The organism is Sphingobium sufflavum (genome assembly GCF_021403115.1).
In the GTDB taxonomy this organism is placed as follows: Bacteria; Pseudomonadota; Alphaproteobacteria; order Sphingomonadales; family Sphingomonadaceae; genus Sphingobium; species Sphingobium sufflavum.
Genome location: NZ_JAJSSH010000004.1, coordinates 112,291 through 127,929 on the forward strand (window position 1 = coordinate 112,291; position 15,639 = coordinate 127,929).

18 protein-coding genes are annotated in these 15,639 nt (G+C 58.2%); 13 read left to right on the plus strand and 5 right to left on the minus strand.

The window, feature by feature from the left end:
- Window positions 1-143: 143 nt before the first annotated feature.
- Window positions 144-731, plus strand: coding sequence for a TetR/AcrR family transcriptional regulator (locus LWE61_RS08160; protein WP_234149565.1), 588 nt, complete (start codon window positions 144-146; stop codon window positions 729-731).
- A gap of 242 nt (window positions 732-973) precedes the next feature.
- On the opposite strand, the gene LWE61_RS08165 is transcribed toward LWE61_RS08160, so the two are convergent.
- Window positions 974-1,372: a VOC family protein gene (locus tag LWE61_RS08165; protein ID WP_228168233.1), complete on the minus strand. Its 399-nt coding sequence runs from the start codon at window positions 1,370-1,372 to the stop codon at window positions 974-976.
- A gap of 423 nt (window positions 1,373-1,795) precedes the next feature.
- Between LWE61_RS08165 and LWE61_RS08170 the strand changes: the two genes are divergently transcribed.
- Window positions 1,796-3,307, plus strand: a complete 1,512-nt coding sequence (locus tag LWE61_RS08170) for a site-specific integrase (RefSeq protein WP_234149566.1) — start codon at window positions 1,796-1,798, stop codon at window positions 3,305-3,307.
- 29 nt (window positions 3,308-3,336) lie between these two features.
- Here LWE61_RS08170 and LWE61_RS08175 read toward each other — a convergent pair whose 3' ends face one another.
- Window positions 3,337-3,555: a hypothetical protein gene (locus tag LWE61_RS08175; protein WP_234149567.1), complete on the minus strand. Its 219-nt coding sequence runs from the start codon at window positions 3,553-3,555 to the stop codon at window positions 3,337-3,339.
- Between the two features lie 306 nt (window positions 3,556-3,861).
- Between LWE61_RS08175 and LWE61_RS08180 the strand changes: the two genes are divergently transcribed.
- The 11 genes from LWE61_RS08180 to LWE61_RS08225 all read left to right on the plus strand — a co-directional run bounded on the left by LWE61_RS08180 (window position 3,862) and on the right by LWE61_RS08225 (window position 13,178).
- The gene (locus LWE61_RS08180; protein WP_234149568.1) at window positions 3,862-4,251 is read left to right on the plus strand and encodes a hypothetical protein; all 390 of its coding nucleotides are present in this window, start codon (window positions 3,862-3,864) and stop codon (window positions 4,249-4,251) included.
- The gene (locus LWE61_RS08185; RefSeq protein ID WP_234149569.1) at window positions 4,248-4,424 is read left to right on the plus strand and encodes a helix-turn-helix domain-containing protein; all 177 of its coding nucleotides are present in this window, start codon (window positions 4,248-4,250) and stop codon (window positions 4,422-4,424) included. Before LWE61_RS08180 ends, LWE61_RS08185 begins: the two co-directional genes overlap by 4 nt.
- Window positions 4,421-5,215, plus strand: coding sequence for a site-specific integrase (locus LWE61_RS08190; RefSeq protein ID WP_234149570.1), 795 nt, complete (start codon window positions 4,421-4,423; stop codon window positions 5,213-5,215). The genes LWE61_RS08185 and LWE61_RS08190 overlap by 4 nt, the downstream gene beginning before the upstream one ends.
- 29 nt (window positions 5,216-5,244) lie before the next feature.
- Window positions 5,245-5,418 carry a tyrosine-type recombinase/integrase gene (locus LWE61_RS20930; protein WP_407696212.1) on the plus strand — a complete coding sequence of 58 codons (174 nt, stop codon included), beginning with the start codon at window positions 5,245-5,247 and terminating at the stop codon, window positions 5,416-5,418.
- Between the two features lie 687 nt (window positions 5,419-6,105).
- Window positions 6,106-6,780: a recombinase family protein gene (locus tag LWE61_RS08195; RefSeq protein ID WP_234149571.1), complete on the plus strand. Its 675-nt coding sequence runs from the start codon at window positions 6,106-6,108 to the stop codon at window positions 6,778-6,780.
- Window positions 6,781-7,182, plus strand: a complete 402-nt coding sequence (locus tag LWE61_RS08200; protein WP_234149572.1) for a hypothetical protein — start codon at window positions 6,781-6,783, stop codon at window positions 7,180-7,182. It begins immediately after the preceding gene.
- 839 nt (window positions 7,183-8,021) lie between these two features.
- A complete protein-coding gene (locus LWE61_RS08205; RefSeq protein ID WP_234149573.1) occupies window positions 8,022-8,327 on the plus strand; it encodes a hypothetical protein in 306 nt (101 codons plus the stop codon).
- A 57-nt stretch (window positions 8,328-8,384) separates the two neighbouring features.
- Window positions 8,385-8,873 (plus strand): hypothetical protein, encoded by a 489-nt coding sequence (locus LWE61_RS08210; RefSeq protein ID WP_234149574.1) that lies wholly within the window; start codon window positions 8,385-8,387, stop codon window positions 8,871-8,873.
- Window positions 8,874-9,430: 557 nt separating this feature from the next.
- The gene (locus LWE61_RS08215) at window positions 9,431-10,228 is read left to right on the plus strand and encodes a hypothetical protein (protein WP_234149575.1); all 798 of its coding nucleotides are present in this window, start codon (window positions 9,431-9,433) and stop codon (window positions 10,226-10,228) included.
- Window positions 10,225-10,464 (plus strand): hypothetical protein, encoded by a 240-nt coding sequence (locus LWE61_RS08220; RefSeq protein ID WP_234149576.1) that lies wholly within the window; start codon window positions 10,225-10,227, stop codon window positions 10,462-10,464. The genes LWE61_RS08215 and LWE61_RS08220 overlap by 4 nt, the downstream gene beginning before the upstream one ends.
- Window positions 10,464-13,178: a transglycosylase SLT domain-containing protein gene (locus LWE61_RS08225; protein WP_234149577.1), complete on the plus strand. Its 2,715-nt coding sequence runs from the start codon at window positions 10,464-10,466 to the stop codon at window positions 13,176-13,178. The genes LWE61_RS08220 and LWE61_RS08225 overlap by 1 nt, the downstream gene beginning before the upstream one ends.
- A 673-nt stretch (window positions 13,179-13,851) precedes the next feature.
- Here the strand turns inward: LWE61_RS08225 and LWE61_RS08230 are convergent.
- The 3 genes from LWE61_RS08230 to LWE61_RS08240 form a co-directional block, all read right to left on the minus strand.
- The gene (locus LWE61_RS08230; RefSeq protein ID WP_234149578.1) at window positions 13,852-14,055 is read right to left on the minus strand and encodes a hypothetical protein; all 204 of its coding nucleotides are present in this window, start codon (window positions 14,053-14,055) and stop codon (window positions 13,852-13,854) included.
- A 179-nt stretch (window positions 14,056-14,234) separates the two neighbouring features.
- Window positions 14,235-14,936 carry a hypothetical protein gene (locus tag LWE61_RS08235; RefSeq protein WP_234149579.1) on the minus strand — a complete coding sequence of 234 codons (702 nt, stop codon included), beginning with the start codon at window positions 14,934-14,936 and terminating at the stop codon, window positions 14,235-14,237.
- Window positions 14,937-14,992: 56 nt separating this feature from the next.
- The gene (locus LWE61_RS08240) at window positions 14,993-15,577 is read right to left on the minus strand and encodes a hypothetical protein (RefSeq protein ID WP_234149580.1); all 585 of its coding nucleotides are present in this window, start codon (window positions 15,575-15,577) and stop codon (window positions 14,993-14,995) included.
- Between the last annotated feature and the right edge of the window lie 62 nt (window positions 15,578-15,639).

Here is a 15,639-nt window from a genome sequence, read left to right on the forward strand (position 1 = left end):
ACCTGCGAAGGCAACACGGCAGCCCATGGGGTTTGGCGGCGACCGCGGCGCTGGATCGAACGACAAGGGTGAATTGTGGCGCTCAGTTGCGTTTGCAATGGGACCACGATAGCGAAGAGCGAAATGGTGAGCAGGTGATTAGAGTGAGTGAAGGTCAGGCGTTGCCACTTGCGGAGCGGTCTGATCCTCGCATCAGGCGGACTCGCAAAGCGTTCCGGCAGGCGCTGCAGGAATTGTTGCAGGAGATGCCGCTCGAAGCCATTACAATCAGGGACATCGTTGCGCGCGCGGATATCGCATACACTACCTATTTCAGACACTATGCGACCAAAGAGGCGTTGCTAGACGACCTCGCCCACGAGGAAATCGGCAAGCTGCTGGATCTTACCTATCCGGTGATGGCATCCAAAAATGGTTACGCTTCGTGCGAAACGCTCTGTCTCTACGTTTCAGCTAATCGGGCTCTATGGAGCGCATTGCTGACGGGCGGCGCGCAGGGAGCGATCCGCACGGCTTTTGTCGAACTGACGCTAGCCCGCGAATCCCAGTGGCCACAGGTCCAGTCCTGGCTGCCCAAGGATATTGGCACGACGCTGGCCGTCACATCAATCGTCGAACTCCTGGCATGGTGGCTGAGACAAGTCGAGCCGGTCCTGCCAGCGCGGGTGGCTGAAATAATGGACAGGGTCATCGTGTCGACATTGATGGGAACGGCGTATGCCGAGCCATGACGCGGACGCCAGTCTTGGAGTGTTGCATTGCTGGACCCGCGCCCCGAAACGGTAATTTATCTTTCGCGGTACGTAGGGGCAATAAGGTCGCTTCCGCCACTCGGTTATTGGCAGCTATGACCGTTTACCTGCCCGTAAGCTGTCATTCCGCTAACGGCCAAAACGGGACGAGAAAAGAGCGACCAGTTGCCCGCCAAAGTATTGGCGGGCAACTGACTCAGGCTAAACGATGCAAAGCCGCGTCATTTGGGAAAGTGGATTCCGCATAGTTTGTTTCCATCTAGATCGCGGAAATACGCCAGTACGATCGTACCCATAGACGCTGTTTCGCGAGGACCGGGCGCTACCTCGATCGACGTGCCACCATTGGCAACTGCAACATCATGAAACTGCTTCACCTGCTCTGGCGAATCGCAAGAAAAAGCAATGGTGCTGCCGTTCGCAACAGTGGCTGGTTCATCATTGATCGGCTGGGTGACAATGAAATTGGCCCCATTCCCACTGTTGTACATCAGGCGCGTGTGGCCACTGTCGGCCACGTTGATCGTCGCCTCTCCAACGCCGAGGGTGCCTAGCACCGTGTCGTAAAAGCGCTTCGCTCGGTCGATGTCGTTCGACCCCACCATCGTGTGAAAAAGCATGTGTATTCTCCTACTTGGGCCACGCCATGACTGAACAGTGCCCGCGCTCGGCCATAGCAGGATCGAACGCGCGGTCACGCTTGGATCGTTGGGCTGACGGTGGCATGCTTGTATCGATAGGGACAGAAGTCGCACCTTGGTCGATGGGCGACAGGCCGCTATTTTCCGCCGACGAACGTGTCGCCTGCCCAAGAGAGGACCGGCGGCTATCGCCTCTTACTCATCGGTAAGCAGACATTCCGAAATCGGCCAGCCTTCAGCCACGTTTGATAGAAATTTCCCAATGATTTGAGTGCCCATCTTTGGACCCTGCGGGGCACCATTTGTTCTCATGGCATTGAAATGCCTGAGAAAAGGCGGAAACCAAGGGTTTTGCGGCAAGTGACTGCTACAAAAGCAGAGATTTGCAACATGCCTTCACACATGTTTCGTCGCGGCGCGGTCTATTGCACCCGCCTTGTTGTTCCTCCTCGGCTCAGGCCAATTATCGGCAAGTCCGACCTAGGGCGCTCGCTCAAAACCAAAGATGCCAAGGAAGCTCAGCGGCTCTACCCCGCGTGGCTGGCAACGGCTCAAGCGACGATTGACGCAGCGGAACAGGAATTGGCCCGGCAGCAGGCGTCAGTTGATGAGCAGGCCGCGCCTTTCGACCCATTTGGCGGAATGACCCAAGAGGAAGCCGAGACGCGCCAGCGGCAACAATGGGCCGATGCTTGGAAAATCTCCGCTGAGGATGACCGCATAACGGATGCGGAGGCGTGGCTTGCGGGCTTGCCCGACGATCACCCCGCCGTCATCGTTCGGAACGAGGAGAGGGCGCGGGGCGACAGATACGAGGGGCGCTATCGCAGGCGGAAGCAGAGGGACGTTGCCCGCCCACCCGCTGAGAAAATGCGGTCCGACTCGGTGTCGCTGCGGGAGGGTTCGGAACCAGAGCGCAAAGGCGTCTATCTCGACACTGATATTGTCGATGGCTGGGCCGCTGAACGCAAGCCGACCGCACGGGGCAAGGATGCCTACTGGCGAGACGCCAAGTTGTTCAACACCCTGATGGGCAGGAAGTCGGTCGAACTCATCACTAAAACCGATGTGATGGCCTACAAGCGCCTACTGATCGCGGACCCAAAGCGTTCTCAGGTCAATGTGCGTGACCGGCTGGCGTACCTCCGCACATTGCTGGAGTGGGCCGCGCAGAATGATGTCATTGCCGATAATCCGGCAAGAGACGTGAAAATGGCGGTTAAGGAAAAGCGCGCTAAGCGCAAGGACTTCTCAGCCGACGACCTCAACGCCCTATTCGCTTGTCCCGTCCACGCCCTTGGACAACGGCCAAAGGGTAGCTTTGGCGAGGCTGCATACTGGCTTCCTCTCGTCGCAATCTACATGGGTGCGCGCCGGGAGGAGATTGGCCAGCTAAGGGTAAGCGACGTTCGGCTTGAGGCGTACATTGATGAGGCGGACGAGCGGCGGGAAGCGTGGTGCATCGACGTCATAGAAATGGGCGACGACGACGATGAGGGTGCGGCCCTCCCTACGGCTGTAAAGAACGAGGCGAGTATGCGACTGGTCCCGATACACCCCAAGCTGATCGAACTTGGGTTCGTGGACTATGTGCAAAACCTCCCCGATCAGAGCGGGCGAGTATTCCCTGAACTCAAGCCTGTGGGGATAGGGCAGAAACTCACCGACAAGTGGGGGCAGTGGTTCACTAAATACAAGCGAGCCTGCGGCATCACCGACAAGCTAAAGGTCTTTCATTCCCTTCGGCACACATGGAAAACTCATGCGGGCAACATGGGCATGCCGGAGCGGGTTCAGCGGCAGTTTATGGGCCATGAGGGCAAGGACGCGGCAGAAAAATACGGGTCTGCCCCTGCCATGCACGTCCTTGTCGCGGCCATCGCCTCGTATCGGGTGCCCGGCTTGAAGTTGTAGCAGCCCGCAGAATTGATTGCGGGCACTTCTCAGCGTGATCCCGCATGTTGCCCTAGCCTCGTCGCCTGTTGAGGGCGGCGGGGCTGAGAACCGTTCTCCGCGCATCTCGCCCACGCCAGCGCGCCCTGCATAAACGGCCCGTCATCCTGTTCCCCGTCGCGCACCTGACGCAGGAACTCCCGGTTGCCATGCCCGCGTTGCTCCAGCGCGTCCGCCACCGCTGATCGTATCTCCGCAATCTGTTCCATATCGTCCTCCTTCGGAGAACATATGATGAACATTGGGCGAGTCGGTCAAGGCCCTGCGGCGTAACGAGTTGCGGCTAACCTATCCCACGATGACTAGCAGTTGTCATGTTATGAGGGTTGTATAAACTAATCGTAATTTATCATACCCGAATAACTTATGGAAAAAGACCAGTAATGGTGAAACTAAACCTTTAGTTATGCAGGATAATTTGCACATTTATTTTATATTACTTCAAAGTTACTATTGACCTCATTTAGCGAATATAGCACTTGGCGGCCCTCTTTGGCGAATATGGGACAATGACCTTGTGTAAACTTTCTAAAATCCTGCCTGTGGTGGAGCAGTACCTAGCGATCACGGGCACCGATGCGGCGACCTTTGGACAGGCCGTGGCCGATGCGCCCAGCTTGGTGGAGAAAATGAAGCTGGGGCAACTTCTCGCGTACGGCACGGTTCACTCTGCGCTGGATTATATGACCGCCCACCTTGAGGCGCTCCTTGCGGACAAGGAGGCCGTGCGCCTGTCTGATACCGTGACGGAGCCGTGGCCGCTGGTGGTCGGCGCACCGGGTCGGCCATTCCTGTCCTTTGCGGAAGCAGCGGCGCACCTGCCTGTCCCGCTGGCCCAGCCGTTGCCCGAGGGCTGGGCATGGGTTCCCATTGAGGATGCAATGGCGATGGAGGAGGCAGCATGACCGACCCGGAACCAATCTTCACGGTGCCCGCCCTCGCAGAGCGTTGGTCCGTATCCGACACCTTCGTCTATACCCTCCTTAATCGGGGAGAACTGGCGGGGTTCAAGTTAGGCGGAAAGCTCTGGCGGGTGAAGCAGGCGGACGTAATGGAGTACGAGGAGAGGCCAGCATGACCCCTTTTAGGCTGGGCAAACTCAAGCGCAAGCGCACGGACGGCAGCGATTACTGGAGTTTCTGCGTTACGTGGCACACACCCACGGGCCGCGTCCGTCATACCCTCAACACCCAGGACAGGTTCACAGCGGAAGCCAAGGCGCGGAAGCTGTACGAGAACCGGGACAAAGGCGTCGCCAAGGCTGCGCTAGTCGCAACAGTGGGCGAGTGCGTCGAGGCGTACATTGACAGCCTTGGCGGATTGCGTGACGAGAAGCGCAAGCGCGAGTGTTGGAAAGCTGCCAGAGGCTTCTGGTCCGCGATCCCCGTCGAGGTGGTCGATGCCGACCTGAGCCACAGCTACATGAAGTGGCGTAACCGGGCTACCAACACCATGCGGAATGAGTTGAGCCTGATCCGCACGGCCCTGCACTGGAAATACGATAAGCTGGCCCCGAAGGTCATCGTCCCCGGAGTACCAGATAGCGAAGTGGGGGGAGTGACCAAGGATGAGTTTCGGCAATTCTTGACCGGATGCCTCATGCCCCACGTCAAACTGTTCTGCATACTGGCTGTCACCACGGGCGCTCGCAAGACCGCTTTGCTTGAGGCCAAATGGGATCAAGTGGATTGGAGCCGGGCGCAGCTTCGTCTTAACGCGGAGGGTCGCACTCAGTCGCACAAGCGCCGGGCAACCGTTCCTCTCAATAACCTCGCCATGGAGGCGCTGAAAGAAGCGAGGGCGGGCGCGGTCACAGACTATATTGTCGAGTTTCGGGGCGGGCCGCTCAAGGACATAAAGAAGGCATAACAGCCGCGTCAGAACGAACAGGCGTCAGGGTGCACGCCCATCTCTTACGCCATACTGCCGCGATATGGATGGCAGAGGCCCGGACCCCCATGAGCGAGATCGCAAGTTTCCTAGGCCACCGCGATACGACCATAACGGCGAGGGTCTACGCGCGCTATTCGCCCGATTATCTGGCTGGGGCAGCACAGGCGCTTACATGGTGACGCCGGTTGGACGCTGAGTATGCCGCAGAACCGATTTTCAGACTCGCCGGGGGCCTTCACGGTTGCCCGGCGTCTCTGTGTTCGCCGTCGCAAAATCCGCTTGAGAAGCGATTTATGGGTGGGTTGACGCGGACGGAGCAATCTGCATAATCGTCGGCACCGGAGCGAATGGCTGCCTCCGGTTGCGGTTGGCGCGATAAAAGCGTTGGCAAGAGAGAGGTCCGATTGCGCGGGCACAGCCACCTCCCACATGACATAACCGACTGGCGCGCTTTGCCAAACTCCGGGTGCCGCATGATCCTGTGATCTGGTGACTGCGTATCCTAGGGATGCCCGAAAGGGACAGAAGCGTCGGGATGGAAGCCGGTCCCGCTTTCAGCGATCATGGACTAGATAAGCCCCACGCAATTGAGACTTGCAAGCCGGGGTGACGGGAAAACCGCGAGGCAGCGGGGTCCGTCCGGGCATCTTCGATCAGACAGGCGAGTTCTCTTTGAGCGTCATGGGCTGGTCAAATGCTCAACGACTTAATTTTGATATGATTATCCGAGGGGCCAACCTCCGATCAAACTAAGGCCGGTTCCCCCATAGGGGTAGCTGTAACCCGCAGAAATCCGCCAAAAATTGTGCTTGCCAAGTCGATTTGTTCACACATATACGAACGTATGTCTGTGAACAGGAGGCGGTATGAACGACCGGAAATGCACCCAAGCAATAGCGTACCTGCGCGTCTCGACGGCGCGTCAGGGCCAAAGCGGCTTGGGACTAGAAGCACAACGTGAGGCCATCCGCCGTTACGCTGAGGATCAGGGTATGGAGCTAGCCGTACCCGAGTATGTCGAGGTAGAGACGGGCAAAGGGTCGAGCGTCATCGGCAAACGCCCTCAGTTACTCGCGGCCCTCGCCCACGCCAAGAAGATCAAGGCGCGGCTCGTTGCTGCCAAGTTGGATCGCCTCTCGCGTAACGTCCATTTCATCTCGGGGCTGATGGAAACGGGCGTGAACTTCGCGGTCGCAGACATGCCGCACGCCGACGAGTTCCGCCTTCACCTAGAGGCTGTAGTCGCGGAAGACGAGGCACGGAGGATTTCCAAGCGCACCAAGGCAGCACTGGCTGCGGCCAAAGAGCGTGGGACGAAACTTGGAACGCACGGGAAGCTACTCGCCCAGCAGAACCGGGCCAGTGCTATCCAGCGGGCTTCACAATCGGTTCCCGAGCTTCTGGAGATGCGGACCAATGGGATGTCGATGCGGAAGATTGTGGAGACTTTGAACGACAGGGGGACGCCATCGCCTACGGGCGGCAGGTGGCACCTCACGAGCCTACATCGAATTATGAACAGGATAGAACATGGAGAATGAATGAACGAGAGAAGGAAAGGCCGTAAGGTCCACGTCGAGCCAGTGGCGGTTGTCCGCTGGCGGCAGGCGTGTAAGGCGACCATTGCTGACACAGCGAAACGGTTCAGCATTAGTGAAGCCACGGTAAAGCGATATTGCCGGGACTTCGGGGAGCAGGCGGAGCAGGAGCGCGCGCAATATCGGATTGATCGGGAAATAGCAGAGGCTGAGGCCGTCGATCATGCGGCCTTCATCGCGGCGACCAATATGCGCTGGTTTCAGGAGCGGGAAGAAATCTACCAGAAAGACCCGTCGTGGTACAATTTCTTTGCCATGCTCGGCCACGCCTATTCGATGGTGCCGCAAGAGTACCGGAACAAAAGGCCGGGCGACATCGGCCTGTACGACCCGCCAATCGACTAGCTCATAATGCCATAAAAGTTAAGCAAATACAGGGTGTTGATGCAGTACCGTAGGATGAATAGAGAAACCATCTCCGTTCACGCCCGCAGGAGCGCATCTTGATACAGCATAGGTAGGCGCAAGCCGAGGGGACGCCGATCATTCGTGGTCGGTTAGCTGTGACGGCAGGCTCTCAACGCTCAATCCAAACTCAGGATGATGCTTGAACCAGTCGGCCTCTGGTTTCGGTAGGTGCAGGTTTCTGCATCTATCAGGACCGGGGGACGACGGGCATCTCTAACCTTCTCACTCAAATCTAGGATGATGTATAGCAGCATAGCTGCATGGGTTTAACCCATAGATAAGCACATGTCGTCTTTATTGATATGATCCTAGGTTCAACAATATAAGCATGAAGCTTGGTTTATGACGGTACTTACGATCAGCAGTTAGCCCCTGATCGTACGATTATAGCACACTGATGGTTCCCATTCTGGTTTAACCTGTGCGCAAGGGCTATCTCTCTTCGTCTTTTGGACAATTTTTCCAACTCAATGGAGGCATAACTGGCTATCCAGCCTATCGACACGTCTATTCTTTATTCGGCAGATACGACGCATTACCTTTCTACCGCTGACCCTCGTATTGTTAGCGGCTTCCGCTTCGCCCTTGAACGACTAGGGCTTCCTCTCCCCATCGGAGCAACTAGGAAACCGGCAGGTCGCCCCTCGATCGCAAGCCTTATGGCTGCCGCTGATAGGGACAGTGGGACCATCCGCACCTACCATGATGAAAAGCGCGGGGTCGGGGCTTTCGCTCCTCTGCACCCGTACTCAGCGGCCTGACCCCAAATCATTCACATGCTGGACCTCCCGTTCAACCCCGCCAATCTCGGGGATACACCCCTTGCACGCTATCTCGCTGCCGATCATCGCCGCGTCCCTGTTCTCCGCAGGATTACCGAGTTGCTTGATGACGATGGCCGCATAGGAGATCGTTGCCGCTTCTATGTCGTCCGGAACTTCTTCCGCAGGGCGATCCTTCGCGGCGTCCTCCTGACCCTCAACATCAACCTGCCGTCCTGGCTGTTTGAAAACCCCAAGGCATCGGCTGACAACAAGCGGTTCGTCTACGCCTACCGTCACGACCAGCGCCAAGCCGCCTAAGCACTCTCCGACCTACATCCGGCCCTCCGATGAGAGGCCACATATTCAAGGAATACCATGACCGACACGACCTCAGCCGCCATCCGCGCTGAACTGAACGACCTTACCCGCGACCTCAACAAGACCCGCGAATATCTGGAACTCGGTGCCCTAATCAAGGGCGCACCTGCCGAACTGGACAAACTCACGAAGCGCGCAAACGACTTAACCGCACAGCTTGCGGATGCCGTCACGGTTGAAGCCAAGGCCGAACGCGATGCCTATTTCGTCGGGCTGGACGACCTCCAGATCACTGAGGTTAGCAACGGCGACCTGCGGAACACGCGCTTTGAGATCAGTTGGACCTACCCCAAATGGGATAGCTACTGGAGCGAGAGCTTTCAGGAGCGCGAAACCAAAATCGGCTTTGGCAAAGTCGAACGGCGCGTCTTGGAATGGATTGTCGAGCGTCACCCGGAGAAAATCCCGGCGTCGATCCTCGCCCTTGCGGACACGCCTGCTGATGCGCTGGATCGCTATTTCGTGTTCCATAAGCGCGGGTTCTGACCAGTGCCCGCGATGACCCTCAAAGCCCTGCGGCAGGCTGCACCTGTGCAGGATCGCAACGACCCCGCCCTTGTTCCTACCGCACAACCCGCATGGGCCACTGGCAGGGACGGCGGGCGGCATGTCGCCATCGGCCTCTATCCCCGGACCCCTGACGAGTTGCGGACAATGGCCCGTAGTTTCGGGGAGGCCGCGCTTGCAGAACTCCGCTGGGGCGCTGTTATAACATGGCAGATGCGGGACAATCCGTCTATTCTCCAGCATCCCGGCAGGTTGGTTTCGGACGCGGTTTCCACCGCTCGGAACCATGACCGGCATCGGCTGAACTGGCCTCGCCATGACGGGAAACCAGCGGCCCCACTCACCGGCATGTCAGCGGATGACTTATCCGAAGCCCTAGCCGTGGCTGGTGACACCCTCACGGAATGGGAAGTGGCAGGATGCCCCTACTCCGACCAATCGCGGATCGCGGACCTTTACAGGTTCCTCGCATCGACGCCCGCGTTCATCGCTAAATACATTGGCCCCGACCGGGCCGCAGATTCCAAGGAACCAAATTGAACACCCCCAACGCTAAAACCCTCGTCAAGATCAATGCAGCCCTCGCCCTCATCCACGACGCTGGCCATGACGCCAAAGCGGTAGGGCGCGCTGCCCAGACCAATATCAGCGCAGGCATGACACAGCAGGTTGCCTATGAGCGGGCGCTCAGCGATTTCGCCACAGGCAGGCCGGACATCGCGCCCCGGCTTCTGCATACCCTGCGCCTGATCGACGCCAGCGATCCCCAGACCGTCGCCGCCTACGGTCAAGCCCTCGCCGCATACAACCAGACCGGCGACCCCGCCGCCATGCAATCGGTAGCGGAGATGTACGCTAGAGACAGCATCGCCTTCGCTGTGAAGTCCGGGCAGTTGTCGGCGGCGGATGCCCAGAACCGGGAGAAAGTGGAGGCCGCGCTTGGGTTCTCCTTCGATGACCTTGACATGGATACGGGCAGCATGTCCGCCTATGAACCGGCATCGCCAGCGAACACACCAGCCATCGCCACGGCGCAACACGCTAGTTCGCCCTCTGGCTTCTCTGGCAAGGACGCTGCCCCCGGCGCTTCCTATGCACCGTCACGGGATCGCGCGGCCCCTGTCATCCACACCCCAACGGCCCGGATGGCCTTCGTCGGGAAATCTCCCTTCTCGGGGAAGGATGCAGCGCAGGGTGGTTCCTATAGTGGCGGGTTCCAGAGCGACCGCCGTTATGCCCAGCATCAGGCCGGGCAGCCGCATGTCGTACAAAAGGGATGGACGCCGAACCCCAGCTTTGGCGGGCGCATCGTCAGCACAGAGGATCAGAATTGAACGTACCGACCCAGACCGAACCCATGGCAGAGCAACCCGTTGCCATCGGCAGCACTGAACTCCAACCGCTGCACAGCGCGTTCGCGGCCCTGCTTTTAGCGCATTATACCCCCTGCGGCTGTAAGCCCACCGACGAGCATATTGAGAAGATTTCCCGCCATAGCGAGGCAGCTATCCTAGCGATCCGTATGGCGCTCAGCACGGCCATCGCGGCGCACGGGGAGCAACAGCACTAATGCCCTCTGGATTTGAAACCCGCCAACCGGCGAAGCAGACCTTTGCCTTCACCGGCCCGAACCCTGTGCAGGTTTCTCCCTCCGCACAGGGCAATTCCCGTGGAGCACAGCTTGTCGGCGGTGAAAGCCGTGGCGGCGTGGTCGTGGGTCAAGATGCCGCCCCGATGCTCGGCCCGCAACTGGGGGCTTTCTTCGAGCGGGTTTTGGAACCCCATGTGCAGCGTCGGCAGCAAGAGGAATATATCCGGGGCGCTGTGACCCAGATGGGCAAGCAGGCAGGGGAGGAGATTAAGTCCTCCAACGGGGCCTTCTCCAAGATATTCGGGCAGTCCTCCTACGTTGAGGGCGCTGTCCACTACCGGGTGCAGGAAGCCGTTGGCAATTGGGTCAAGGAAACCCAAGCCAAGGAGGACGACCTCAAAAAGATGACGGATGGGGACCGCGCCAAATATGTCTCCGATAGCATGGCGAAACTGACGACCGGCGATCCCTATACGGACAGGCTGGTGCAGGGCGCTGTGTTCGAACAGATCGGCCCCGTCATGCAGACTATCGCCAAGAAGGCATACGTCTGGGGTCAGGAGGAAGCAAAGGCCAGCTATGGCGGCAATGTCGCTACCCAGAGCGATGTGTACCAGCGCCATGCCGTCGATGCCGACGCCCTCAGCGATCCCACGGACGAGGAAAGCGCGGCCTTCGTGCAGGCCACGAACAACATGCGAACCGCCCTCATCAAGCCGCATGGCATGGACGACGCAACCTATGTGGGCAGCCTGAAAGGCGCATATCGGCGGGCAGCGGAGAGCGGCAACGGCTATGTCGTGCGCCTGATGAAAGCGTCCGGGTTCCTCGACGTGCTAGACGACAAGGACCGCACGACGCTGGAGGATGCGGAAATCAGCTACGCGAAGCGGGCAGAAAACAGCCTCCTTCTGTCCAACCCTGCGCTTGCCGACGAATATACAAAGCTGGAGAGTGAGGCCCGGCTGGTGAAGCTGGGGCACTCCATGCCGGGCGGCGTCAATGGGCTGGGGGATCGCTGGCGAGCGTTCAATGACAAGATCAAGCGGCGCACCGGCTTTGACCATGATATGATCGACGCTGACGCCATTCTGGGCAAACAGATGGCCGGGCTTGATAGTGCCATCGCAGGCGATCAGCGGCGGCAGGATCGCGAATGGCAGATTGAGGACCGGGAGGACGCCCAGCAGTTCCAGCTTGATCGGGATGCAGCAGAGGACGCGGCAGAGAATACCGCTGCAACCCTCGCATGGGCTGGCGGCAATGTCCGCACATCCGTTGCCGCTGGCGTCAAGGAACCCCTCATCAACGTCCTCGCCAACAATGACTATGAACAGGGGGATTACTCCCGCATCGTCAAAGCCTATCGCGGCGATGGCTGGGTTTCCCCGCTGGTCCGTGACAAAATCCGGGCAAAGGTCACGGCGTCGATAGGGGAGAATTATAGCGAGGCGACTAAGGTTGCCCACAAGGAATGGTCCGCGCTGAACAAACATAACCCTGCTGCGGCCATGGCCTACTATGGCAGTCTTTATGAGCAGATGGCCAATTTCGATAGCATCGTGGGAGCGGTTGGGCCGAACGTCGCCTTTGCTCGGGCGTTCAACAATCCCGCCCAATACAGCACCGCCACCATGCCACCGGCAGAGCGGAAGAACGCGGAAAGGGAGATAAAGGCAGCGGTTGCCGACATGAGCACATGGGCACCATGGGGCCGCACCAACATGAACGAAAGCGCCCAGAAAGTTGTGTATAATGCCATCTGGCGACGGGCAGCGATCATCGCCCGAACGTCCCCGATGCCCATGGCGGACATTGTTAAACACGTCTCGACCACCGTGTTCGCGTCCGGGGAGGTGGAGCAGTACGGCCCGGTAGCATGGGAGAACAGACCCAACACGGTCCCCATCGGCCGACTGCTAGGTCTGCAACCGGACGAGGCCGACAAGATCGTGGCCGGGGCGATAGACTCTCATTTGAAGGCGGCAGGTTATGCCAAGGGTGCCTTTGGCAAGTCCTACGATATTCGCCGCCTGCAAGACCCTCGCACCAACAGCCCGGCTATCTCCGTATTCACTGTGAACAGCGACCGGGCCGGGGTGACACAGGTTATCATTCCCATGTCCGAATTGAAAGCTGCGGCTGCGGCGAACGTGTCCGCGAGGGTGGCTCGCGGTGTAGCCAGTGCGAAAGGGGTAGACCCCTATAGACGTATTAAGGGCGAAAGCGGCATCGACCGCCTTTCCCGCATCAACCGTGAAGTTGCCGCTGGCGCTGACCCGGTGAACCATTTCAGAAACCGGCGAGATAAACCCGGCGACGGGCACTCGTTTCGCGACCCCGTTTACGACAAGATAGAGGCAACGCTGGAGAAGAAGTACGGCCTACCATCCGGGGGCATGAAGGCTATCCGCACCAAGGGTGAGCGATCCAATGCGGATCAAGTTTCATCCGCTGGTGCCCGGACGGTTTACCAGATTATCCCAGACACTCGGGACCGTTTCCTCAAGCGGTACGGCATCGACGCATATAGCAGCCCGAAGGCCGCAGCGGAGGTTGCCGCGCTTCATCTGCGGGACGATTACCAGCGCACAGGCGAATGGCCGCAGGCGGTGGCCAACTACCATGGCGGCACCAGCCGCAAGAACCACGGGCCAAAAACCGCAGCCTACAGGGCGCGAGTGACAAGGTGAATAGCGACCCGCCCCTATGGCTTAACGGCTGTAGGGGCGGCAGCAATATCTAATTGGTATTAGGCCGTTCCATCTGGGCACCAAGTTTTGGCAGCGCCAGCTACATGGCGATGAGTTGAGCGGCGCAAACTGACCGCCACCAAAATCAGCCAATTTGTACGAGGCGTTAAACACCTCGGCGCAGGTACCGCTAAATCTGCTTGCAAGGATGTGTGTGTTGAAACACACTGCGGACAGCGAAGAGATTGACGTAGGGGCGATCCGTTTGGGCGGGACCGCTTGCTGGCAGGCGGTCAATCTCTTCGCTGCACCCTACATCCTTGGACCGGAAATAGAGCCGCTGTGGCCGGGTGGCGATGCACCTTAGCGCAACAGCCTTACTCCCGACACCAACGATAGTGCCACAGCCGAATCTCGACGCAAGAGGATAAACGTATGATTAACGGCTCGGCTCATCGCTGAACAGACTCGCTTCGTTGGCACCTAACAACGTCTGAATGGATGCGAATCGTGAGATTCCTTGGCCTTTTCGACATACAAGGTGTTTGACTATCTGAGGCGGCCCAAAATTAAAACTGTGGGTAAGGTGGTTATCTCGTCATCGAACTCGCTGGCATGCCATTGCCCGGCCTGAAATCTAGATTGCCATGCGCGGCAGGTTCTCTCCCAGTCGCTAATGGAACAGGCCACCGGAGCTAAGCAGGGCAAGGTCCGCCTCGCTAATCTCAATTCGTCGGGCGGACGCTTCATCAACCAATGCTTGAAGCCACTCGGGCGGCGCGGATATTGGCGAAGCAGTATGAATCTCGGTGATTAGCTCGTTGTCCGGCATCCCTGCGGCCAAGGCAGCGAACACGATAGGGTCTGACTCACTCATAATGGGCCTCCTCTGCTAGCCGCGTTTTATCTCGCCTCGAAACGCCCAGCTATAACCTCGATTAAGTCGATGCCTGCGGCACTCGTGGCCGGTCACTTTTCAGAGGGTTTCCGGAGCGGCTTCATGGATCGGCCATGACGAAGCCCGGAGCCTCTGAAAAGTGACGCATATACGCTCTATTAAAACAGCTTCGCTATCGCTGTGCGGGTGGCCGAGATCGCTGACTTGCAGAAAGCCAAAGCGTCCTCACCAGTATCCTCGATTAGAAACCTGACCCAGTTCTCTACGGTCACGTCGATGTCCCGGTTGTGTGCAGGCATCTGTGTGTACGGGTTTATTGGGACGCCCATGACGCTAACTGCGCCGCTGAACGTGACGCCCGGTCCCCACGAAACCCCACCTACACCCGGCCTTGTCACGTTGACCCTGCGCTGCTCACTCCTAAGTTGTGGGCGGAGGCCAGTATGCTTGTGAGCGGCAAACCCCTTAATCCGCGCATAGATACCGTTCTTGTCGTCTGTGAAAGGCTGGAGGGATCGCAGCTTGGCATCAACGGAGGGATTAATACTTCTAAGGTCGGCAGCGCCCCATTGGCCTAGAGTCGAGCGATAAGCGTTCTCATCCTTACCCGCAGGGAAGTAGCCCCCCTTCACGGGAGGGTTTTGAAGATGCGGCCTAATCTCCCGCTGAAACAGCACGGACATACTCTGATCGAGTGTATTGCTGCATTTCTCTATAACTTCGTGAGTTAGATTTAAGGCTTCGGGGCTGATATTTTTCTCTTCCAAGTCACGTTGGTATATTTCTTGCAATTCGGTCGCGAGTTTATCTGCCCTAACTATCATCGAATAGAGCAAGCCTACCTCTTTGTCGTCCGCCATACTGACTCCTTAGAATTGGTCTGACCGTGCATGCGTGGCTCGATGACTTCCCATGTCTATGACTGATTGCCTATGGGCGATGTACCTATAGTGGGCAGAAAAGGCACAATATGGACCAGCACGGCTTTTTCGGAAGGAGCTATGAGCATGGGAACAACCGCTTCTCCTTTGGCGCGCGCCACTGCTAGTCGATGATTTCCTCCACCAAGGCAGCACTGGTTTGTTGACACGGGATGTAGCAGCGGCGGGGTAATTGGTCGCCCCTCAATCCATTCGAAAAGCACTCTTGCTGCTTTACTGTCGTCTCCTATCCCCCAAACTTCTTCGGGGGTTCTGTGGCTGAACGGGGTGAGTTTCCTGTCAAGGTCGGATAGTCGCACCCATTCGACCTCAAGGCCGTCAGGATAGGCTTTCTCAAACTCTGGTTTGCGTACTCCGTCGAGCGCCCATTTCTGACCCTCGGGGGACAAATCCCAGATGACTTCAAACGGCGGCCACTGATCTATCGGCAAGCCCTCTAGTATTTTGGCTGCAGATCGTTGACGCGCGCGTTCTACCGCATCATGCGGCGGCTCCCCATTGAGGATGTCTAGTTGCTGCTCGAATGTAAGGGTCGACCAATCCTTATACTCGTTGCCCACCCTTAACCTCTATTGCATAAGGCCGTTTCTCAAATCTGAGGGCCGGGGGCAACAGTTAGCGT